We start from the raw sequence: 20770 nt of genomic DNA, 5'->3' as shown, positions 1-20770 counted from the left end.
GCAATTATCATCAGTCATGGCAGGCTATTCGCGGATATTTTAGCCAACAACTAATAAACACTGATCTGGATCAATGAAATGCTTTTTAGTGGCCGAATGCGCATTTGGCAACAAACAATCAAAAGTATAAGAAACTACTTTTCTTATCGCAGTGCGAAATAATATTGCCGCGCAATAGATAAAGTCCGCTTAACCTGTCAGGCACAGGCATCCGTTAATGCTGAGTAAAAGGAGGGTGAGACACAGGATGGTGATGAAGATACGTTGCGGTCAATGTGGAAGCGCCCGATTCGTTTTTACTGATTACCGCGAGGGCCAGCGAAACTTTCATGGTGCCTGCTGCGCATACTGTAAGAAACCTCTGGGCTCACAGGATCTGCTGCCCAATACGCCGATGGATCCCATTACAGACGCTCTGTTGGCCAGCCAGAAAACATTGCGGGCACCTGATTAGGTGCCCGCTGTTGCTGAAGCGTTAACAGATATCAGAAAATCAGTTTGAACACCCCTGTCAGGGTCAGTAAGCCAACGATAAAAATGATCGCAATAATCCACAGAATAATTTTCATTTCCTTTCCCCTCACCAATTAAACACTTTTCCTGTAAGCATTATAGACAGGAAAATGCGCCCTGCCGCTTCACTTACGGCTCAACTGGTCATAAGTTCATCAACCCTGAGCTTTATTTAAATTCTGAGATAACGATCGCAACACCACTTTTTAACGGCTCTCTTTCTTCGTTTTACAGAACACTCCTGGCTAAAATTTAGGCGGCAAGGCAGGCCTCAAGAGTGATGAGATTGAAAATGAGTCGCGAGGAGATCTTATGAGCACGATTAATACCAGCATGGGCCGCTACAGCCTCAAGGCAAAAAACAGCGGTAACCACATCAAAGGGACTTTCGCCATCAACGATGAAGGCGGCACGCAGCTCTCTCTGCAGGAGTTTGACGAGCACTACCTTGATGATGTGGTGAATAACGTTATCTACCCCGTTACCGGTGGCAACCGTGACATTGCACACGCGCTGCGGGAACAGATGGTGAAAGCCGGTTTTGAACCGCCTCATTAACGTGGCAGATTCAGACTGAATCTTCTCTGTCAGGCCGCACCTTGCGGCCTTTTTTATGCTGTCTGTCCCGCACATCCCGCCTTTCCGGTTTAACCGGCAACAGGGGCAGCAAGCGCGACGGGATGTTCAAAGCTCAAAGAGGCAGCGGGAGAAACGCGAAAGCGGAGAGCCGCTGGCAGGCTTGCCAGCGGCCAGAGGTTAAATCGCCCAGGAGAGCAGCAGGCAACCCACCAGACCACAGACCGAAATAATGGTTTCCAGCGCCGACCAAGAGCGGATGGTTTCGCCAATCGTCAGGTTGAAATACTCTTTGAACAGCCAGAAGCCCGGGTCATTAACGTGCGAGAAGATCACGCTACCGGACCCTACGGCGATGACCATCAGTTCCGGGCTGGCGCCGCTGGTAACAATCAGCGGTGCCACAATTCCCCCGGCGGTAATGGCCGCTACCGTGGCAGAACCCAGAGCAATACGCAGCACCGCGGCAATCGACCAGGCCATAAAGATTGGCGACAGCTGAGTAGAATGCATCATGCTGGCAATGTATTTATCCACGCCGCTATCCACCAGCACCTGTTTGAAGGCACCACCACCGCCGATGATCAACAACATCATGGCGATGATTTTGATCGAGTCGGTCAGGGTATCCATGACCTGTTCCATCGTACGGCCGCGATTCAGTCCAAAGGTGAAGATTGCAATCAGCACCGCAATCAGTGTCGCCATCACCGGGTCGCCAAAGAACTCCGCATAGGGCAGCAGCACATGGCCTTTAGGCAGCAGCATCTCTGCCACCGCACGCAGCGCCATCAGCACCACAGGTACCAGTGCCGTCCAGACGCTGACGCCAAACCCCGGCATTTCCGCCTCGGTAAAGGTTTTCGGGTTATAGAGACCCTCAGGAATCGGTTTGTCGATGCCTTTCAGGAAGCGGGCGTAGACCGGACCCGCCAGAATCACCGTAGGAATACCCAGCAGCGTACCAAACAGCAGCGTTTTACCCATGTCAGCGTTAAACAGCGTCGCGATTGCGGTCGGGCCAGGATGCGGCGGAAGAAAGCCGTGCGTCACTGACAGGGCAGCCGCCATCGGCACCCCGACATAGAGCAGCGGCACACGTGCCGACGCCGCAACGCTGAACACTAGTGGCAGCATCAGTACAAAGCCGACTTCATAGAACAGCGCAAATCCGACGATAAAACCGGTCAGCACCAGCGCCCACTGAATATGCTTAGTGCCGAATTTTTCAATCAGGGTGGTGGCAATACGCTGCGCACCGCCGCAGTCGGCCAGCAATTTACCGAGCATGGCACCAAAGCCCATGATCAGCGCCAGGCTGCCCAGTGTGCCACCCACGCCCGCTTTGATTGAGGTAATCACTTTATTAACCGGCATGCCCTGCATCACACCGACCGCCAGCGCCACCAGGATCAGCGCGATAAATCCATTAAGCTTAAAGCGAATCATCAGCAGCAGCAGTAACGCGACGCCAATCGCCACATAGAGTAATGGCATAGCTTTTCTCCACCTTGTGCACTGAACATCATTCAGTGTCGGTTTATTATCATGATCCCCTGAGGGCTACAAAACAGTGCGCTGTAAGATGTTTACACATCCCGACAAACGCTGTTACCGATAACATGTTAAGGGTAACATCAGCAGGAAAGCACCACCCCGCCGGGGGTGAATTTCTGTTTTGCGAAGGTGATCAACTTTTTGCCAATGCGTTATCAGAAAGTTTGCCAGTCCCGGCGCCTTGCTTTTCGTTACACTCAGATTTTAGCGAAATGTAAAAAGGATGCGCTGGTGAGTGAGAACCTGAGTGAGCTGTACAGTAATCAACGAACCCTCTTTGGCCGGGGCAGCCTGGATAAACTGGTGCCGCTGCTGGCCGCCCGGTCACAGCCTACTCTGCTGTTTTGTGGACAATCTTTTCTGCAAGGCCCCGCATATGCCCGGCTAAAAGCCGGACTCAACGATCATATTATTGGCTATGAAATTGTCAGTCATGAAGCCTCACCCGCCGAGATTGATGGCTGGGTTGCGCGCTGGCGCGGTCATGTCGATCGGGTCGTCGCGATTGGCGGCGGGAGCGTACTGGATGCGGCGAAAGCATTTAGCGCGATGGTACAACACCCGTTGCCAACCGCCCGCTATCTGGAAAAGGTGGGTGACACCGCGGTTCAGCCCATCACGTTGCCGCTGATTGCTATCCCGACCACCGCCGGTACCGGCAGTGAAGTGACGCAAAATGCGGTGGTGACTGATCAGCGTGACATTCAGATAAAAGCGTCACTGCGCCACCCGGTCTTTGTGCCGGAGGTGGCGATTCTCGATGCCGATCTGCTGAAAGGTGCGCCGGACCGGGTGCTGGCGACCTGCGGTATTGATGCGTTTACCCACCTGTTTGAAGCGTATCTCTCCGGCAAAGGCAGCCTCTTTACCCGACAGCTGGCGCTGACCGGCCTGCGTCAGTTTGTTCAGGCCTGGCCTGACCTTAATCGTGAGGATGCTGCTGGCGACGCGGCACGGGAAGCGATGATGATGGCGTCGTGGCTGGGCGGTGTCAGTCTCAGCAGTGCGGGTCTGGGGGTGATCCACGGTATTGCGGGGGAACTGGGCGCGATAAAGCCGTTCCATCACGGTGAAGTGTGCGGACGTCTGCTGTTTCCGTTCCTGGATCTGTTGTCCGACAGCGAACAGCCACTACAGCGTAAGCTGATGGCGGAACTGCACCCGCAGCTGTTCAGCGAAACTACGGACTCACCGGCGCAGTTTCTGAAACAGTGGCTGCAGCAGCAGGCGATCACCCCATTCTGGCAGGATGGCCCTTCACTGAGCCGCGCCGAGGTGGAGTGGATTCTGGCGCGTGCCAACAGCAAAAATTCGCTGGTGAATTACAGCCGCGAACAGATGCAGATGATGATCGCGCAGGCCTGGGAAATCACGGCGTGATCAGGAGCCGCGTTGCCCGCATTCGCTGACCAGACACAACCGGGCCTGCCAGCCTCGCCCGGCTTTGCTGCTCCTCAGCGCTATCCTGTTGCACCCGCTCTCTGAGCCAGGCGGCTGGCTGAATCACGGCGCTAACCGCCCTGGCTTAATCGCAGCGCCAGACGGCTAAGCCTGCATGGCGCTAAAAGGCCCCTCACCTGCCAGCATCTGCTCAATCACCTGCAGCACGCCCTGCTCGTTGTTAGAAGGCGCGGCATAGCGTGCCGCCTGTTTCACCCGCTGTGGCGCGTTGTCCATGGCAAAACTGAAGCCAGACTGTCTGAGCATCTCCAGATCGTTACCGCCATCACCAAAGGCCAGCACCTGGTCGTGCGAGATCCCCCAGCGTTGTGCCAGCAGATCCAGACCGTGCGCTTTATGATTCCCCGGCACGATCAAATCCACCGAGCCGTGACCGCTTGAGGTCGCTGCCACACGCCCCTGATGCAGACGTTCAATATCCGCCATCAGTGGCTCGATATAGTCATCAGAGAGATTCAGCGCGAACTTAAACAGCCGGTCATGCTGCACCTCATCCAGATGATGAATCGGCTTCAGCCGGTGACAGTAATGGCGCATCTTCTTCAGCCAGTTCTCTTCCATGCCGTCGAAGTACCATGCGCTCTCCCGGCCACACAGCAGGTAACGCAGACCCGGATAGTCGCCGTTTTGCAGGGTATCGATTACCGCGTCAACATCGCGGCGTTCAAAGGCACCGCAAAACAGTTCCTCATCACGATCGATAATCCATGCGCCGTTTTCGGCTACAAAGGCGATATCGCTGGCGATCTCCGGGAAGAATGATTTGAGCTGGTAATACTGATTGCCGCTGGCCACCACAAATTTGATGTCACGGGCGGTGAGTTGCTGATAGCAGTCGAGAAAGCGGGATCGATTGTACTGCTTGTTATCGTCCAAAAAGGTGCCATCCATATCTACCGCAACCATCTTAACCGTCGTCATCATGACTCCTTACACAGGGAATTTTCAGCGTGGAGTGTCAGGATAGCCGCTGGCGCAGCAAAACGGAAAGAAAGAGGGATGGCCGCAGCCATCCCCTGGGGATCAGTTCAGGGCGCTGTTCAGCACCAGCGCAGTAATTACCCCGGTTGCGGCAGCAATCAGCACATAGTTGCCGTCGATGTTTGCCCAGTGATAACCGCGTGGCGGTTCACGCAGACCGCGCTCATGCCAGTCGGCTACGCGGTAATGGTCGCCGCGGTACGCCTGCGGGACAGGATGCCCGCGACGGAAGTCGTGCCCCTGCCAGGCGAAATGGTCGCGATCATTACGTGCCTCTCTGCCCCGACCGTTGTTGTCCTGATCCGGGCGATGATTGACGCTGTCATGACGGTTGTTGCCACGCTCCTGATTCTGGTCAGAACCGCGATTGTCAGCACGATGGTCACCGTTCTGATGCGGCACAGGCTTGCGGTGCGCGTCATCACGATCGTCTGCCCGTGAGGCCTGAGAAAAGAGTGTGCTGCATGTCAAAAGTGAAGCGATAAGCGTTAATGTTGTTTTTTTCATGATACTGCCTCCGAAAATAACGGCTGTTCAGGCACCGTTGATCGGCATCATGGCAATAATTGTGGCGGGAGACATCTGTAAAAGTCTTAAAATCCGGTAACTTACACACTATTACGCTTGCTTAGCGCTTTCTTAACACAGGACATGCGATGACAACGTTGCTGACGTAATCCAGAGGTTAACCGGGCAACCTGCGCTGTCTGAAAATCACGCTCTGGTTGACGGATGATGGCCGATAAAAAGTCAGGATGCTGAAACGCACCCTGACATTTTTGCGGTTATGGCGTGCTGAGGATCACTGGCGCATCCGGTAACCCGGTAAAGTGCGTCACGATGTGGTGGTAATCAGCCGTCGGGTCCAGATCGCGGAACACTTCCGGATAGAGATCTTTTGCCAGAATTTCCATGCCGATAATGTTGTAAGGGTGATTATAAAAATGGTGATAAACGCCATACACCCGTTTCTGTTTCACCGGTTCGATCTGCTCCAGACCGGTGCGGCTCTGCAGGCGGTTAAAAGTGGCGGTCACGTCGGTCTGACTGGCACCGTAACCAAACGGCAGCACGTTACTGTTCGGGCGTTTAGAGCCGGTCATGATATAGACGTCCGGCTTCATGGCGATAATCTTCTCCAGTGACACAAATCCTGAGCTGCCGGGCAGCAGTGCAGAACCGATATTCTTGCCACCGACCGCTTCCACCAGCGCGCCCCAGCCGTTATGACCGTGGGTAAAGCAGCAGTTGTCGCTGTTACCGGCAATCGGTTCAATAAACACGGTTGGCTTGTGGGACACCTGCGCAATCTTCTGCTGAAGCATCTGCCAGCGCTGCTGGTAAAAATCGGCGTAGGCTTTCGCCTCGGCTTCGCGATTCAGAACGGTGCCCAGCACTTTCACGCTCTTCAGGGTGTTCTCTTTCGGATGAAGTTCAACATCAAGGAACAGCACCGGGATATGGAGATTTTTCAGGGTGGCGAGCACGCCTGACTGCGTCAGGGCCGGTTTGGCGCGCAGCTGCGCAATCATCAGATCGGGCTGCTTCGCCAGCACGCTCTCCAGATTGACCTGCCCCTGATCGTTAAAGCCCATATCAACAATCGATGCCGCCTGCGGCCAGCGCTGCTTCAGCAGGTCCCAGGTCTGGGTATCCTGCTTTTTCGGCAGGTTGTTCCAGGCAACGACACGCTGAAACGGGTTCTGGCGATCCAGTAATGCCAGCGCCATCACGTCACGCCCATCCTGTAAAATCACATGCTGCGGCTCTTTTTGCAGCGTAATTTTCTGACCATCCATATCGGTCACCGTGACCGGATAGGTGGTAGCCGCACAGGCGGTTGACAGTAAAAGTGTGGTGGCAGCAACTATCCCGATTTTCATTTTTCTCCTGTCCTTTTAGGGAATAATAATTATTCGCGTTAACTCTACCATGCTGATAAGTACCAAATGTAACTATTGCTAACCAGATGCGTCTGAGAGGCGGCATTAACAGCGCGGCAGCGGGCTTAAATCAGGGAGCGATATCGCTGAATGCGTGGAGGTGCACGGAGAGAATGGCGAAGGGCGGGCAGAATGGCAGGCGCATCCCAGGGGGATTGAGATGCGCCTGTTGCGCTAAATGTTACTTCACCAGCGAATAGAAGATTGCGGAGATGGCAATCAGTCCGATCAGCACGACAAACAGATTGCTGATGTGACCGCTGTACTTCCGCATCGCGGGTACTTTCTGGATAGCGTACATCGGCATCAGGAACAGAATCATCGCAATGACCGGCCCGCCAAGCGTCTCAATCATGCCGAGAATATTGGGGTCCAGCGTCGCCACCAGCCAGGTCGTCAGCAGCATAAAGAGTCCGGTCAGGCGATTCAGTCTGGCGGGCGCGATGGTTTTGCCGCGACTGCGCAGCGCCTTATTAACCATGCCGTTAAATCCTTCGCGCGCACCAAGATAGTGGCCGAGAAACGATTTCGTGATCGCCACAATGGCAATCAGCGGTCCCAGCCAGGCGATCATCGGCACCTTAAAATGGTTCGCCAGATAGGAAAGAATGGTGATGTTCTGCGCCTTGGCGGCGTGTAAATCTTCAGGCGACAGGCTCAGCACGCAGCTGAAGACAAAGAACATCACCGTCACCACCATCATCAGGTGCGAGCAGGCCAGAATGCGCGAACACTTTTTCTCTGCGGCATCGCCATACTCTTCCCGCTTTGCCAGCGCGAATGAGGAGATGATCGGCGAGTGATTAAACGAGAAGACCATCACCGGAATCGCCAGCCACAGCGTCATCCACAGGCTGCTGCCCGCGGGCTGAACGTTCAGGGTCGAAAGCACAGCGCCTTGCCAGTGCGGGATCAGATAGCAGGCCATCAGCATCAGCACCGCCACAAAGGGATAAACCAGCACGCTCATCGCTTTGACAATCATCTTCTCGCCGAAACGCACAATGGTCATCAGTCCGACAATCAGCAGCAGCGACAGCAGCACACGCGGTGGCGGCACCAGGCCGAGCTGATTCACCATCAGGCTCTCAACCGTGTTGGTGATCGCTACGCTGTACATCAGCAGAATCGGGTAGATAGCGAAGAAATAGAGCAGCGTAATCAGCTTGCCCGCACCAACGCCAAAATGCTCCTCGACCACCTCGGTGATATCCCCGGCCGGATTTTTACCGGAGAGAACGAATCGGGTCAGGGCGCGGTGCGCAAAAAAGGTCAGCGGAAACGCCAGTATCGCCATGATGATCAGCGGGATCAGCCCGCCGACGCCAGCATTGATAGGCAGGAACAGCACACCCGCCCCAATCGCCGTGCCGTATAAACCCAGCATCCACATGGTGTCGGTTTTACGCCATCCCGTATCGACGTCACTCTCAAGCGCGCCCAGCGTGCCAGTTTGCGTGGTTTTCATCAGATCTTCCGTTTTAAAAGCCGCCAGTAACCTGAGCCGTCAGGCAGGCAAATGTCCGCCCCACTCTGCGCCTCAGCTGCAACCGGATCAGTCAACGTGATGCTGACCCGCCCGTGCATAGGTAATCGATTGCGTGCGCCACTTTTTACACTACCTGACGATAAAAGTTCAAGCCGTGCAGATAAACATGCATGGATTGCTGAAAAAATCGTCAGGTTGTGCAAAGTGACTGCGCGGCGATCATGCCATCTTTGTGGCGGTTTTACCGCCCCTAAAAAGGTGATCCCTGTAACGGATCAGCGCAACGGGCTACGCTTAAACAGATTCTGTCGCGATCACGCCGACAGGTGCACAGGAGAAGAGAATGAAAATTGCCTGCCTCGGATGGGGATCGTTAATCTGGAAAGCTGGCGCATTGCCGGTGGCCAGTCAGTGGCATCATGATGGTCCTGAGCTACCGATTGAGTTTGTGCGCATCGCTGACGGCGGCGAGCTGTCGACCGCGATCTGCCTTAACGCCAGCCCGGTGCCGGTATACTGGGCCTGGCTGAATACCGCCTCACTTGAGAGCGCCTGCCGCGCGTTGCGCCTCCGTGAGGCCATTCCGGACAGCCGCATCGATGGCATCGGAATGATGACGGTGACAGCGACCTCCGCAGGTCCACTGGCAGAGTGGGCTAAGACCAAAGGCATAGAAGGTCTGATCTGGACCGGTCTGCCTGCCCGCATGGCGGGTGTTGAAGGCCAGATCCCGACGCTGGACGACGCGCGGCACTATCTGCAGCAGCTCACCGGTGAAACGCGTGAGCATGCCTGGCACTACATCGAACAGGTTCCGGCACAAATCGACACGGTTTATCGTCGTGCTTTTGCCGACCTCGCTCTCTGGCAACCCGACACCCGAGCCGTAACGGTCGCCACAACGCAGGTTCAGCCGCCCTGTCAGCCCGGCTGAAACTGACCAGCCTGCTGCACCGCTCTGCTTACTCCTTAAAGGATTACTACACTTCAGGCAGGTTTCGATTTCAGGTTTCCTGAGTCTTTCCCGTGCGTGGCCACGCCTTCTGGCCTGGCCGCCGTCCCTAATCATCAGGAGATGAACAGATGAAAGCATTAACTTATCACGGCCCCCATAAAGTCAGCGTCGATAACGTTCCCGATCCCGGTCTGGAAGCCGCAGATGACATTATTCTGCGTGTGACCGCCACCGCTATTTGCGGTTCAGACCTGCACCTTTACCGCGGCAAAATCCCCGGTACCGGGCACGGAGATATCTTTGGTCATGAGTTTATGGGCGAAGTGGTTGAAGCAGGCAGCGCAGTGACCGCCGTGGCCAAAGGCGATCGGGTGGTGATCCCGTTTGTTATCGCCTGTGGCGACTGTTTTTTCTGCCTGATGAGCCAGTATGCTGCCTGTGAAAATACCAACAGCGGACGGGGTGCCATCCTGAACCGGAAAAACATCACGCCGCCCGCAGCCCTGTTTGGTTTCAGCAAACTCTATGGCGGTGTGCCTGGTGGACAGGCGGAATATGTCCGGGTGCCAAAAGCCAATACCGGCCCGTTTAAAGTGCCGTCGGTACTGTCGGATGAGAAAGTGCTGTTCCTGTCAGACATTCTGCCCACCGCGTGGCAGGCGGTGAAAAACGCCGAGGTGAAACCCGGCTCCAGCCTGGCGATTTTCGGTGCCGGACCGGTTGGCCTGCTCAGTGCCGCCTGCGCCCGACAGCAGGGTGCCGAACAGATCTACATGATCGACCACAACAATTACCGCTTAAACTTTGCCCGCGAGCGCTACGGTGTTATCCCGATTAACTTCGATGAGATCGATGACCCGGCCGGCTGGATTATCGAACACAGCACCGGCAATCGCGGTGTGGATGCGGTAATTGATGCAGTAGGATTCGAGGCAAAAGGCAGCATGACCGAAACCGTGCTCACCAATCTCAAACTGGAAGGCAGCAGCGGTAAAGCGTTGCGTCAGTGTATTGCCGCAGTAAGGCGTGGCGGTATCGTCAGCGTGCCGGGCGTCTATGCCGGATTCATTCACGGCTTCCTGTTTGGTGACGCCTTTGATAAAGGGCTTACCTTTAAGATGGGACAGACCCACGTACACGCTTATCTGCCCGACCTGCTGAAGCTGATCGAACAGGGTCATCTGACGCCAGAAGAGATTGTGACCCACCATCTGCCGCTGGAAGATGCTGCGCGTGGCTACGATATTTTCGCCAAACGCGAAGAGGAGTGCCGCAAGGTGATTCTGGTGCCTGGCATGGCAGCGACACAGGCCACAATATAATTTCACAACGGGTCTGAAACGCTTAACCCCTGGCTCCCCGGCTGTTTTCCGCCGGGGATCTCATCTCAGAACGGCTTGCGTTGCAGGCTGCTTCGCCACTCCCGCCTCTCCAGCAGATGTTCATCCGGCGAATCCGCCGTATCAACCTGACTGCTCTGCTCCAGCCATCGCGCACTGCGTGAATGGGGATGACTTTCGCTGATAACCTGTTGTGAAAACGCGCCAAACGATAACAGCAAAAACAGTAATGCACTGGCCAGCCTCACTTTCATACGCACACCTCTTTGGTAACGGTGCCGCTATGCTGCCCGAAGGGTTTTCATTTTCTGTCAGTAACAGGCAAAGTTATGTGGTAGGCGGAGACAAGGCACAACCGGTTTAACTGCTGTTTAGCCCGATTTGCTGATCTCGTTAATGCAACCGACGCACGGTCAGTGCCGCGGACCAGCGCTGTCGCTGACAGCGCGGGCAGACAGCCTGCTGCTCAGCCTCAACGATCTGCGTCTGGCCGCAATGGGTGCAGGCATAGAGCGCGCTGACCGGCACAGTGCTGTAATCCTGCCGGTGCTCAGGAGGCAGTACGCTTAACCCGGCGCGCATCTCATCGTCATCGTAGAAATAGAGGCTGAGCTGACCATCGACCTCCACCAGCGCCAGCCGGATCTGCCCCAGATGCTCCACACCACTCTGCCGTAACTCCATATAAAACTCATCTTCAGAAATATTCAGACGATCCAGACTCTCCAGCACATACAATCCCTCTTTAATCAGGGTAATCACGTCGCCCTGAATAAGCCGTGAAAAGCGCGGGCTGTGCGCCGTCAGCCAGGTCGTGAAGCGGTAGAGCGCCAGCAGGACTACAAACACCATAATGACCGGCAGCACCGGCACATCATCGTAAAATGTCACATCACCGGACGCGGAACCCAGCGTCAGGATCACCACCAGCTCGAACAGCGACAGCTGGCGCACGCCGCGTCGTCCTGAGACTTTCAGAAAGGTGAACACCACCAGATAAGCGATCATGACCCGTACCACCACCTCAAACAAAAAGGTGGCCGGTTGATCGTTAAGTAAGAAACGGTGCCAGTCGAATGAGAACATAGTCTGTAAAACATCCTGTTTTAGGGGGCGCGCATCGTCGCATCACCCGTTGATAACCCGCAGATTCAGGCCAGTGATAAGTAAATCTTGTCGCCAGCCCGCCAAAAGGCAAGCGAAGCTGTAACGCGAAAGTGGGCGAGTCTGACCTCTCTGCATGTTGAGGAAAAGGTTAACAAAGCTGAAAATGGCGCTGACACTATTCACGCTGCGCTTATCGGACCGTTCGCAAAACCGCATGTTAAAACTTCCTGTTTCTGGCTTTATAATTTTTACCGCTGCGCTTTTTTCTTTTACTTCAATAAATTGCGAACCAAACCTTACTGCCTATACTTTCCAGTAAGGCTTCCGCAAATCCTTTCAACATCCAGAGAAGCCAGCCTTTTTCTGCCGATAGCGTCACTGGCCTATACCTGCTATCTCACTCGTCCACACCGCGACAGGCCCTGATGCCTGCAACTCAGTGTCTGTGGCTTATGGCATGGATCGCCCGTCCGTTCAGAGTGGTCAGATCGATCAGTCTGCAATGCAAACCCTGACACCCTGACCCGTTTCACGACGGCTCGTCAGCGGGAAGCGTGTTGCTTTTTTTCGGGAGATGCCATGACGCCCTTTTCCAGTTTCTGGCAGGCCGGCTACGAAGGTGCCGATCATATCAATCCTGCCGGCCTTGCGCTGTCGATGAACGATCTTAACCAGCATCAGGCGCGTGCAGCAGAAGATTATGCCGCGCTGGCCCCCTTTTCCATTCGCACAGTGCGCGAAAGCGTCGGCTGGCGGTTATGTGAGCACGATGGCCGCTATGACTTCTCGACGGTCGCGGCCCGGATGCAGGCCGCAGAGCAGCAGGGCATTCAGCTGAGCTGGACAATCTGCCACTACGGCTGGCCCGCTGGCGTCAGCCTGTTTGACCATGACTTTGTCAGCCGTTTCGCCGCCTTCTGTGGCGCACTGGCCCGCTTCCTGGCCCCCTGGTATCAGCAGGCGCCGGTCTACTCTCCGATGAATGAGATCTCCTTTGTCAGCTGGGGTATCTCGGTAGGGCTGTTCACCTGTGAGGCGATCGCTGAGGCGGATCGGGCGGATGCCGCCAAGCAGCAGCTGGTGCGCGCTACGCTGGCAGCCTGTGATGCCATCTGGCTGGCCGATCCGCGAGCCCGTCTGCTGCACTGTGATCCACTGATCCATATCGTGCCCGATCCCGCCGATCCGGCCAGCGACGTGCTGGCACGTGAGATGTGTGACACCCAGTATCAGGCATGGGACATGCTGAGCGGCAGGCTTAACCCGGAACTGGGCGGCGCCCCACGCTATCTCGATCTGATTGGCGTGAATTACTACCACGACAATCAGTGGGAGCAGGGATCAAACCGGCGGCTTTACTGGCATCTGGGCGACAGCCGACGCCTGCCGCTGCATCGGATGCTGCAGCAGGTCTGGCAGCGTTATCGGCGGCCACTGCTGCTGGCGGAAACCAGCCACGTCGGCAGCGGACGCGGAAGCTGGATCCTTGAGATCGCCGCGCAGGTTGCGCAGGCGCAACTGGCAGGCGTTGAGCTGCACGGCATCTGCCTCTATCCGATCCTGGATCGTCCCTTATGGGAGGAGACGACTTTCTGGACCCGCAGCGGTTTGTGGGATCTCGATCTGCTGGGGGCCGATCCCTATGCCCGCCAGCTACAGCAGCCTTATGCCGACGCATTACGTCAGGCGCAGCGCTTTTTGCAGCACATCCACTCCTCAAAATACCCCTGTCAGGAGCACCCTATGAAACCACCTGTTCTCATTGTTTTCAGCCATTTACGCTGGGGATTTGTTTTTCAGCGTCCGCAGCAGCTACTGACACGACTGGCACAGCACTATCGCGTGCTGTTTGTCGAAGAGCCGGTCTGGCAGGCGGGGCCACAGGGCCTGCATCAGAGCTCGCCTGCCGCTAACATCACGGTGATCCAGCCGCATACCGACAGCGACGCGCCTGGTTTCCACGACAGCCAGATCGCCCCGCTGATGCTGTTGCTGACGCCGCTGCTGGAGGAAGATGAACAGCCGCTGATCTGGTTCTATACGCCGATGGCGCTGCCGTTGCTGACACCTTTTGATCCCTCACTGGTGATTTACGACTGCATGGATGAGCTTTCCGCTTTTCAGAATGCCCCGCGCCAGCTGCAGCAGCGCGAATCCGCGCTGATGACCCGTGCCGATCTGGTCTTTACCGGCGGCACCAGCCTCTATGAAGCGAAGCGTGACAAACATCCTCAGGTTTACTGCTTTCCCAGCAGCGTTGATGCTATCCACTTTGAGCAGGCGCGCGATCGCAGCAATCGTCATCCGATGCAGGATGCGATTCCGGCACAGCGTCTTGGCTATTACGGCGTGCTGGATGAGCGCATAGACCTGCCGCTGATTGCGGCGCTAGCGGACAGCCACCCCGAGTGGCAGATCATTATGGTCGGGCCGGTGGTAAAAATTGATCCGGCCAGCCTGCCGCAGCGCGACAATATTCACTGGCTCGGACAGCAGCCCTATCAGGCGCTGCCACAGTTTCTGGCGGGCTGGGATGTCTGTCTGATGCCGTTTGCCATCAATGCCTCGACGCGCTACATCTCACCGACCAAGGTGCTGGAGTATATGGCGGCGCAGCTGCCGATTGTCAGTACCGCGATTATTGACGTAGCGCGGCATTACGCAGAGGAAGTGGCGGTGGCAGAGAATCACGCGGAATTTATTGCCGCCTGTGAACAGGCAATGGCGATTGGTGCCGCAGAACGGCTGGCGCTGGCGGGACGGATGCAGGCAAAGGTCGATGCCACCTCATGGGATCGCACCGCTGAACAGATTCATGGACTGATCCAGCAGGCGCTGACGCAGCGTCAGCCCGCACTAAGTTCGGTCAGCCAGGGCAGCGCACAGGCGAATATCACGCCGTTAACCTCATTGATGCTGGAGAGTGAAGCCGTTCCCTGCCTGATTATCGGAGCCGGGCCAACCGGGCTGAGCGCCGGTTATCACTATGGCGAAGGCGCAGTGTTGCTGGAGAAAAATGCCACGCCTGGCGGCTGGTGCCGCTCGATTGACGATCAGGGTTTTACCTTCGACTATGCCGGTCACATTATGTTCTCGCAGGACCCGTACGTCTTGCAGCTGTATGAGATGTTGCTGGGCGACAACCTGCACTGGCAGGCGCGTGAAGCCTGGGTCTACAGCGACGGCGTTTATACCCGCTATCCCTTCCAGTCCGCGCTGCACGGCTTGCCGGTCGAGGTGGTAAAAGAGTGCGTGCTGGGCGCTATCGAGGCGCGTTATGGCGAAACGGCCGCCGCCGCGGTGCCACTGGATCGGGCGCGGGCACGGCGGGACTGCTGCGCAGATGGCGCGATCCCCGATGAGGGCAGCAGCACAGGCGTGGTGGAAGGCGAAGAGGATTTCCAGCACTTCATTATGCGCACCTGGGGCAAAGGCATCGCGCGTCACTTTGCCCTGCCCTACAACCAGAAACTGTGGAAGGTGCCGCTGACCGATATGGAAACTTCATGGCTGGGCGGACGCGTACCGCTGCCCGATCTGGCGCAGATCATTGATGGCGCGCTGCAACCGCTGGCGAAACCGGTTGGCCCCAACGCCCGTTTCGGCTATCCGCTGCGCGGTGGCTTCCAGGCGCTGATGTCCGGCTTTTTGCCGCACCTGAAATGTACGCTGGAAACGGACGCCACCCTGACCCGCCTCTACCCGCAGGCGCACGTCGCGCTGCTGGCGGATGGCCGCCACTACCGTTATGAACAATTGATCGGCACCATGCCGCTGCCGGAGCTGATTAAACTGATGGGCGATGAAGTGCCGGATAGTGTGCAACGGGCGGCGCAGCAGTTGCAGTTTGTCTCGGTGCGCTGCGTTAATCTGGGGATTGGCCGCGCTGACCTGACCGAAAAGCACTGGATTTACTATCCTGGTGATACGCTGTTTCACCGCATCTTTGTGCAGGGCAATGCGAGTCCGCACTGCAACCCGCCGGGCGGTTTCGGCTTAACCTGCGAAATTACCTATAACGCGGCCAATCCGCTGCCGCTGGCGGGGGATGCGCTGATTGAGCGCTGCCGTCAGGATTGCATCAGAGTTGGCATGATCACCGCGGACGATCCGCTGCTCTGTGCCTCAGAGGTCGATATGCCCTACGCCTACGTGGTCTATGACCATGCGCGCAGCGCTAACGTGGCGCTGATCCGCCAGTGGCTGCTGACCCAGGACATTCATCTGTCAGGCCGCTACAGCGAGTGGGAATATTACAACTCGGATCACGCCTTCCTTGCCGGTAAACGCGCCGCCGAAAATGTCCGGCTGCAGCATGTCAGCGAACGGACGCTCGGCTGACCCGGCGCAGTCGCTACGAAAGCCGCTGGCTGCACTTCGCGGCTTTCAGCGACTGTAACTGCGTCAGTCGCCGCTCCGCCTTCTGGCTGGCATTGTATTTCGCAATGCCATTGCCCAGCCCGAAATCCCCGACAAAGCCCAGCACGGTCAGTGCATCGAACTGGCCGGTCTGCTCAATATCACTCTGCACGCTGTGCGCTTTCACCAGCTCCTGATCCAGCGCGCTGCAATTCAGCATCGCCGTCTCTTCCGGGGTGACCGCGGATGCCTGCGGATACTGCTTGGTGGCGCAGCCGGTTAATACCAGCGTCAGCAGCACGATTAAGACGCTCTGTTTACTCATTTTTCATTGCCTGTTTTTTATCCAGTTAATACTGTTATCGGCAGCATCCCCCGGGATCATGAGTCTCTGACCTACCAATAATGGTCGAAACCGCTACGCTAATGTAGGATTCAGCGCGCTGCTGTCAGTTGCAGCGTGTTACCTATAGGAAGTCACGCAGCGAACGCACATTGCCCGTTCATCACTTCTGCCAGACCTTTCAAAGAGTTAGCCAGCATGATGCTGTCATCAGCAGCGTTTAAAAAGCAAAGCCTGACCGATAATCAGTGATCGAGGCCGCCGCATAAGCAAAGCCAGACACAGAAAATTCGCGCGTCGGGTTTATCAGAGTTGTTCGAGATGAGGTTTTTCCATGCGTTTTAAAGGATTGAACATCGGGTTTTTCATTTTGATTCTGGCTATCGCCACCCTCGGTTTTTTCGAGGTGCTTTCGCCCTATTTCTCGCCGATTTTATGGGCGGCGATTCTGGCGGTGATTTTCCATCCGCTGAAAACGTATCTGCGGGTCCGAATGGGCGAACGCAATGGCCTGGCCGCGTTGATTACCCTGCTCTGTATCTGCCTGATTGTGTTCACGCCGCTGGCCATTATCGCCTCATCGCTGGTGGTCGAAACCAACGCGGTCTATCACAAACTGCAGACCAACTCGGCGCAGTTCCCGGCGGTCTTCGCCGATCTGTTGCAGCATCTGCCGCGCTGGGCAAAACATTATCTGGCTGAAAATAACCTGGATAACGCCGAACAGATTCAGCAGAAGCTCTCCTCGTTTGCCCTTAAGGGCGGTCAGTATGTGGCAGGCAGCGCCTTTATCATCGGTAAAGGGACGTTCAGCTTCACCGTCGGCTTTGGCGTGATGCTTTATCTGCTGTTCTTCCTGCTGAAAGATGGCTCCTATCTGGTGCATCTGATCCTGGAAGCGCTGCCGCTCTCAACCTACGTGAAGCATCACCTGATGGTGAAGTTTGCGGCCGTGGCTCGCGCGACGGTGAAAGGCACGGTGGTGGTCGGTATTGTTCAGGGTATTCTCGGTGGGCTGGCATTCTGGTTTACCGGCATCGACGGCAGCCTGCTGTGGGGCGCGCTGATGGCCTTCCTCTCCCTTATTCCGGCAGTCGGTTCCGCCATTATCTGGGTGCCTGCGGCGATCTTCTTCTTCGCCACCGGTGCACTGTGGAAAGGGCTGTTCCTGGTGGGCTTCTTCGTAGTGATCGTCGGACTGGTGGATAACATCCTGCGTCCGCTGCTGGTCGGCAAAGACACCAAAATGCCTGACTATCTGATTCTGATCGCCACGCTGGGCGGCATGGAGATTTACGGCATCAACGGTTTTGTTATCGGTCCGGTGATTGCCGCCTTGTTTATCGCCTGCTGGAACCTGCTCTCCGGACGCGATAACCGCGAAAACATCGAAGCCATCGACGAAGAGTTTATCGAAGAAGGTAAGAAACAGTCCGATACCGCGGCAGAGGCTGCGGCTGAAGCGGCGGCGGCCTCCGCCGATGCGGCTGCAGAGACGGAAAGGAAAGTCGCGGCGTTAGCCGCCTCAGAGAAAGAAACAGCGGAAAAGAAAGCCTAATCCGCGTCAGGCAAACCCAGGTTAGTATCGCAGTGAGAGCGAGACCTGCTCAGGAAACACGGTCAGATCGGAAAGGCGCAAAATCCGCCATCCATGGCATGCTCGTCCCGCGCGATTACGCACCTCATCCCTGAGGTGCGCCCGTAAACGGGCTAACGCTTTGCGTTGTTCAAAAACGCTCCCGGCGTTTTTGTCCCAGGCGCGGGACGCTTTCCTCTTCTGACCGTGTTCCCAGCGCGTTGAGCTTATGCGTTGCTGCCAGGGGCATTACGAGTCGGCTTTATCACCCATAAAAAAACCCACCTCTCGGTGGGTTTTTTTTTAACCTGAAAACAGCCGCGAATTAATTAGTCGCTTTGTTTTTCAGATCTTCAGCACCCTGCTTGGTTTTATCCCAGCCTTTCTCAGTGCCTTCTTTGGTTTTGTGCCAGCCTTTCTGCGTACCTTCGGTGATTTTACTGCCGGTGGTATCGCTTTTGCCTTCAGCGGCGTGCTCAGACTTCAGCTTCAGCTCTTTGCCTTCGTTCTGGGTCTGATGCAGTTTTTCCTTGGCGGTATCGGCGCCTTTATGCGCTTCCGCAACGGTGTTGTCTGTGGTGGTAGCAGCAAATACCGGCGAGGCCAGCAAAATAGCAGACAGTGCAATAATTGATTTCTTCATAATTCCCTCTGTATGAATCGTTGCCGTGTAGGTTTTAATCCTGGCATAGTGTTCCCAGGAAAGATTTAAGAATAAACCAGGAATGAAAAAGGGCCAGTTTTCACCAGAAAAAGCCGCCGGTTGTAGCTTTTTCGTCCATTACCAAAGTGCGAGTTGCGGATCGTCGTCCGGTTTCGGCTGGCTTCGGCTAACGCGAGCAGGCGGTGCAGGCTGCTGCATCTGATGAGTGATCCACTGCAGTAACACCGTCACTATATAGGTCTGCTGCTCCGCGCTCAGCGGCTGGTGCTGTCCGATATTGTGCCACTTACTCAGACAGCCACGACAGCAGGTTGCGGTGGCGTGCTGAGCGATAAACACCGGGTGGCCGCGCATCGGCGTCTGCTTGCCATCATTTTCAGGCTGCGCAGGCGCCAGCCGCTGTGCCACAAACTCAGCGGCGTGCTGGCGCAATACCGGCTCGCCTTTGCTGCTCGCATAATCATATTCCGCGCGTCCCAGACGAAAGCGCTGGCGGAACGGCGAGCGTGACAGCCGGGTAAAAAGATCGTCAGAAACCTTCATGCTGATTGCCAGTCACTCATATTTACGTCCCGCCAGATAGCGTACGCCCTGCGACCCGAACGCCTCACGATGGAGTTCATTTGGCTGCAGATGAAATGTCTCACCGGGATGATAGGTGGTATCGCCTTGTTCGGTACTGATGGTGATGTCACCACTCAGAATCAGTGCCAGTGCTTCAAAGGGATGTACATGATTATCAAGCTGGGCGGCGGCTGCACGCTCAATCAACAGAGGCTCGTCAAAACCCTGTTCGGCTAACAATTTTCTGAATTCGTGTTCTGTCATCGCAACTCCTCAGTGTGGATCTGACCCTTAGCAGTGTAGACGATCTTTATCGCCGCTTATGGCACTCAACAGGTTACGTAAAGTAGCGCAAGCAGGGTTGTTCACCGGTCAGGCCAGTGCTGTACTTGCCGTCTCGTTACAGCCATTTTGACATCGGGATAACGCAAAAGTATGTCTCAACAGGAGAAAACTGCCCTGCTGCTGATTAATCAGCGCTCGCGCAAAGGACGCGCCGAGGCCAGCCGCGCACAGTCGCTGCTGGCTCAGGCCGGGTTCACCCTGCTGCAACCGGCCGGAGATGATACCCGCAGCTACAGCGAATTAATCGCGGCGTATGCCCATCGCGTTGATGCGGTGATCGTCGGCGGTGGCGACGGCACGCTTAATGCGGCCGCGCCAGGACTGATGCAGACCGGCCTGCCGCTGGGCATTTTACCGCTGGGCACCGCCAACGATTTTGCCCGCACGCTGGGCATTCCTGCCAGCCTGGAGTCCGCGATAAAGATTATCGCTGACGGGCAGCTGCGCGCAGTGGACCTGGGTGAGGTGAATCAGCACCTGTTTCTGAACGTCTCCAGCATCGGCTTTTCGGTGGAACTGGCGCGCAACCTCACGGCGCAATCGAAAAAACGCTGGGGAGTGGGCGGTTATGCCCTGGCGGCTTTGCGGGTGCTGCGGCAGAGCCGTCCCTTCAGCGCTACGCTGGTGCATCAGGGCCATCGGACGCCGATCAAAACGGTTCAGGTGTCGGTGGGCAATGGACGGTTTTATGGGGGCGGCATGACAGTGGAACAGCGTGCCGCACCGGACGATGGGTTACTGGATGTCTACAGTCTGGAGCTGCAGCATAGCTGGCAGCTCATTGCGCTGCTGCCCTTTCTGCGGCGCGGCACTCACGGTCGCTGGCGTAACGTGCGGGCATTCAGCGCCACGGAGCTGACGATTGAGACGCGCCGTCCCCATTACATCAATGCAGATGGTGAGATTATCGGTCAGACACCCGCACATTTTCGCCTGATAGCCAGTGCACTGCGGGTTTATGCACCGGGCGACAGCGCAGCAAAATAGCCCGACGGTG

At 56.2% G+C, this 20770-nt stretch carries 19 protein-coding genes; 7 read left to right on the top strand and 12 right to left on the bottom strand.

Features of this window, described 5'->3' with window-relative positions:
• Window positions 1-485: 485 nt before the first annotated feature.
• On the bottom strand, window positions 486-569 hold the full coding sequence (locus ACMGGP_RS04240) for a small membrane protein YohP (protein ID WP_019105993.1): 84 nt from the start codon (window positions 567-569) through the stop codon (window positions 486-488).
• A gap of 256 nt (window positions 570-825) precedes the next feature.
• On the opposite strand from ACMGGP_RS04240, the gene ACMGGP_RS04235 reads away from it, so the two are divergent.
• The gene (locus ACMGGP_RS04235) at window positions 826-1071 is read left to right on the top strand and encodes a hypothetical protein (protein ID WP_010258994.1); all 246 of its coding nucleotides are present in this window, start codon (window positions 826-828) and stop codon (window positions 1069-1071) included.
• A 198-nt stretch (window positions 1072-1269) separates the two neighbouring features.
• On the opposite strand, the gene gntT is transcribed toward ACMGGP_RS04235, so the two are convergent.
• Complete coding sequence (gntT, locus tag ACMGGP_RS04230) at window positions 1270-2586, bottom strand: gluconate transporter (protein ID WP_010258995.1); 1317 nt, start codon at window positions 2584-2586, stop codon at window positions 1270-1272.
• A gap of 291 nt (window positions 2587-2877) precedes the next feature.
• Between gntT and ACMGGP_RS04225 the strand changes: the two genes are divergently transcribed.
• Complete coding sequence (locus tag ACMGGP_RS04225) at window positions 2878-4026, top strand: iron-containing alcohol dehydrogenase (RefSeq protein ID WP_498798201.1); 1149 nt, start codon at window positions 2878-2880, stop codon at window positions 4024-4026.
• Between the two features lie 165 nt (window positions 4027-4191).
• Here ACMGGP_RS04225 and ACMGGP_RS04220 read toward each other — a convergent pair whose 3' ends face one another.
• The 4 genes from ACMGGP_RS04220 to ACMGGP_RS04205 form a co-directional block, all read right to left on the bottom strand.
• Window positions 4192-5031, bottom strand: coding sequence for a Cof-type HAD-IIB family hydrolase (locus tag ACMGGP_RS04220; protein WP_498798200.1), 840 nt, complete (start codon window positions 5029-5031; stop codon window positions 4192-4194).
• A gap of 99 nt (window positions 5032-5130) precedes the next feature.
• A complete protein-coding gene (locus tag ACMGGP_RS04215; RefSeq protein WP_010671265.1) occupies window positions 5131-5595 on the bottom strand; it encodes an RcnB family protein in 465 nt (154 codons plus the stop codon).
• A 278-nt stretch (window positions 5596-5873) separates the two neighbouring features.
• Window positions 5874-6971 carry an ABC transporter substrate-binding protein gene (locus ACMGGP_RS04210; protein WP_061704246.1) on the bottom strand — a complete coding sequence of 366 codons (1098 nt, stop codon included), beginning with the start codon at window positions 6969-6971 and terminating at the stop codon, window positions 5874-5876.
• A gap of 241 nt (window positions 6972-7212) precedes the next feature.
• Window positions 7213-8499, bottom strand: coding sequence for an HAAAP family serine/threonine permease (locus tag ACMGGP_RS04205; RefSeq protein WP_498798199.1), 1287 nt, complete (start codon window positions 8497-8499; stop codon window positions 7213-7215).
• 364 nt (window positions 8500-8863) lie between these two features.
• Here ACMGGP_RS04205 and ACMGGP_RS04200 point away from each other — a divergent pair, with 364 nt between their 5' ends.
• Together ACMGGP_RS04200 and ACMGGP_RS04195 are read left to right on the top strand one after the other, a co-directional pair.
• On the top strand, window positions 8864-9454 hold the full coding sequence (locus tag ACMGGP_RS04200; RefSeq protein ID WP_033771112.1) for a hypothetical protein: 591 nt from the start codon (window positions 8864-8866) through the stop codon (window positions 9452-9454).
• A 149-nt stretch (window positions 9455-9603) separates the two neighbouring features.
• Complete coding sequence (locus ACMGGP_RS04195) at window positions 9604-10797, top strand: zinc-dependent alcohol dehydrogenase (RefSeq protein ID WP_010259005.1); 1194 nt, start codon at window positions 9604-9606, stop codon at window positions 10795-10797.
• 65 nt (window positions 10798-10862) lie between these two features.
• Here ACMGGP_RS04195 and ACMGGP_RS04190 read toward each other — a convergent pair whose 3' ends face one another.
• Entirely contained in the window at window positions 10863-11069 is a 207-nt protein-coding gene (locus ACMGGP_RS04190) for a hypothetical protein (RefSeq protein ID WP_122889111.1), read from the bottom strand.
• Between the two features lie 139 nt (window positions 11070-11208).
• Window positions 11209-11901 carry a DUF421 domain-containing protein gene (locus ACMGGP_RS04185; RefSeq protein ID WP_052271545.1) on the bottom strand — a complete coding sequence of 231 codons (693 nt, stop codon included), beginning with the start codon at window positions 11899-11901 and terminating at the stop codon, window positions 11209-11211.
• A 600-nt stretch (window positions 11902-12501) separates the two neighbouring features.
• On the opposite strand from ACMGGP_RS04185, the gene ACMGGP_RS04180 reads away from it, so the two are divergent.
• Window positions 12502-16263: an NAD(P)-binding protein gene (locus tag ACMGGP_RS04180; RefSeq protein ID WP_498798198.1), complete on the top strand. Its 3762-nt coding sequence runs from the start codon at window positions 12502-12504 to the stop codon at window positions 16261-16263.
• Window positions 16264-16276: 13 nt separating this feature from the next.
• On the opposite strand, the gene ACMGGP_RS04175 is transcribed toward ACMGGP_RS04180, so the two are convergent.
• Window positions 16277-16606, bottom strand: coding sequence for a hypothetical protein (locus tag ACMGGP_RS04175; RefSeq protein ID WP_045140688.1), 330 nt, complete (start codon window positions 16604-16606; stop codon window positions 16277-16279).
• Between the two features lie 352 nt (window positions 16607-16958).
• Between ACMGGP_RS04175 and ACMGGP_RS04170 the strand changes: the two genes are divergently transcribed.
• Window positions 16959-18182 carry an AI-2E family transporter gene (locus tag ACMGGP_RS04170; RefSeq protein ID WP_010671259.1) on the top strand — a complete coding sequence of 408 codons (1224 nt, stop codon included), beginning with the start codon at window positions 16959-16961 and terminating at the stop codon, window positions 18180-18182.
• Window positions 18183-18525: 343 nt separating this feature from the next.
• Here ACMGGP_RS04170 and ACMGGP_RS04165 read toward each other — a convergent pair whose 3' ends face one another.
• From ACMGGP_RS04165 to ACMGGP_RS04155, 3 genes are all read right to left on the bottom strand, one after another.
• The gene (locus ACMGGP_RS04165) at window positions 18526-18843 is read right to left on the bottom strand and encodes a KPN_00521 family repetitive protein (RefSeq protein WP_010259015.1); all 318 of its coding nucleotides are present in this window, start codon (window positions 18841-18843) and stop codon (window positions 18526-18528) included.
• A gap of 138 nt (window positions 18844-18981) precedes the next feature.
• Entirely contained in the window at window positions 18982-19407 is a 426-nt protein-coding gene (locus ACMGGP_RS04160) for a DUF4186 domain-containing protein (RefSeq protein WP_033766668.1), read from the bottom strand.
• Between the two features lie 12 nt (window positions 19408-19419).
• Entirely contained in the window at window positions 19420-19692 is a 273-nt protein-coding gene (locus tag ACMGGP_RS04155) for a cupin domain-containing protein (protein ID WP_010259018.1), read from the bottom strand.
• A 171-nt stretch (window positions 19693-19863) separates the two neighbouring features.
• Between ACMGGP_RS04155 and ACMGGP_RS04150 the strand changes: the two genes are divergently transcribed.
• Entirely contained in the window at window positions 19864-20760 is an 897-nt protein-coding gene (locus tag ACMGGP_RS04150) for a lipid kinase (RefSeq protein WP_060679624.1), read from the top strand.
• Window positions 20761-20770 lie beyond the last annotated feature (10 nt).

Source organism: Curtobacterium sp. BNK-1, from assembly GCF_048685235.1.
Lineage (GTDB): Bacteria > Pseudomonadota > Gammaproteobacteria > Enterobacterales > Enterobacteriaceae > Pantoea > Pantoea agglomerans.
This window is presented reverse-complemented; position numbering and strand designations above follow the sequence as displayed.

What these genes read in the sequence shown, in the direction of transcription:
- ACMGGP_RS04185 (WP_052271545.1), bottom strand. Translation starts at nt 11,901, where the DNA reads ATGTTCTCATTCGACTGGCACCGTTTCTTACTTAACGATCAACCGGCC.
- ACMGGP_RS04220 (WP_498798200.1), bottom strand. Translation starts at nt 5,031, where the DNA reads ATGATGACGACGGTTAAGATGGTTGCGGTAGATATGGATGGCACCTTT.
- ACMGGP_RS04240 (WP_019105993.1), bottom strand. Translation starts at nt 569, where the DNA reads ATGAAAATTATTCTGTGGATTATTGCGATCATTTTTATCGTTGGCTTA.
- ACMGGP_RS04210 (WP_061704246.1), bottom strand. Translation starts at nt 6,971, where the DNA reads ATGAAAATCGGGATAGTTGCTGCCACCACACTTTTACTGTCAACCGCC.
- ACMGGP_RS04235 (WP_010258994.1), top strand. Translation starts at nt 826, where the DNA reads ATGAGCACGATTAATACCAGCATGGGCCGCTACAGCCTCAAGGCAAAA.
- ACMGGP_RS04170 (WP_010671259.1), top strand. Translation starts at nt 16,959, where the DNA reads ATGCGTTTTAAAGGATTGAACATCGGGTTTTTCATTTTGATTCTGGCT.
- ACMGGP_RS04175 (WP_045140688.1), bottom strand. Translation starts at nt 16,606, where the DNA reads ATGAGTAAACAGAGCGTCTTAATCGTGCTGCTGACGCTGGTATTAACC.
- ACMGGP_RS04200 (WP_033771112.1), top strand. Translation starts at nt 8,864, where the DNA reads ATGAAAATTGCCTGCCTCGGATGGGGATCGTTAATCTGGAAAGCTGGC.
- ACMGGP_RS04190 (WP_122889111.1), bottom strand. Translation starts at nt 11,069, where the DNA reads ATGAAAGTGAGGCTGGCCAGTGCATTACTGTTTTTGCTGTTATCGTTT.
- ACMGGP_RS04215 (WP_010671265.1), bottom strand. Translation starts at nt 5,595, where the DNA reads ATGAAAAAAACAACATTAACGCTTATCGCTTCACTTTTGACATGCAGC.
- gntT (WP_010258995.1), bottom strand. Translation starts at nt 2,586, where the DNA reads ATGCCATTACTCTATGTGGCGATTGGCGTCGCGTTACTGCTGCTGCTG.
- ACMGGP_RS04205 (WP_498798199.1), bottom strand. Translation starts at nt 8,499, where the DNA reads ATGAAAACCACGCAAACTGGCACGCTGGGCGCGCTTGAGAGTGACGTC.
- ACMGGP_RS04155 (WP_010259018.1), bottom strand. Translation starts at nt 19,692, where the DNA reads ATGACAGAACACGAATTCAGAAAATTGTTAGCCGAACAGGGTTTTGAC.
- ACMGGP_RS04180 (WP_498798198.1), top strand. Translation starts at nt 12,502, where the DNA reads ATGACGCCCTTTTCCAGTTTCTGGCAGGCCGGCTACGAAGGTGCCGAT.
- ACMGGP_RS04165 (WP_010259015.1), bottom strand. Translation starts at nt 18,843, where the DNA reads ATGAAGAAATCAATTATTGCACTGTCTGCTATTTTGCTGGCCTCGCCG.
- ACMGGP_RS04160 (WP_033766668.1), bottom strand. Translation starts at nt 19,407, where the DNA reads ATGAAGGTTTCTGACGATCTTTTTACCCGGCTGTCACGCTCGCCGTTC.
- ACMGGP_RS04150 (WP_060679624.1), top strand. Translation starts at nt 19,864, where the DNA reads ATGTCTCAACAGGAGAAAACTGCCCTGCTGCTGATTAATCAGCGCTCG.
- ACMGGP_RS04195 (WP_010259005.1), top strand. Translation starts at nt 9,604, where the DNA reads ATGAAAGCATTAACTTATCACGGCCCCCATAAAGTCAGCGTCGATAAC.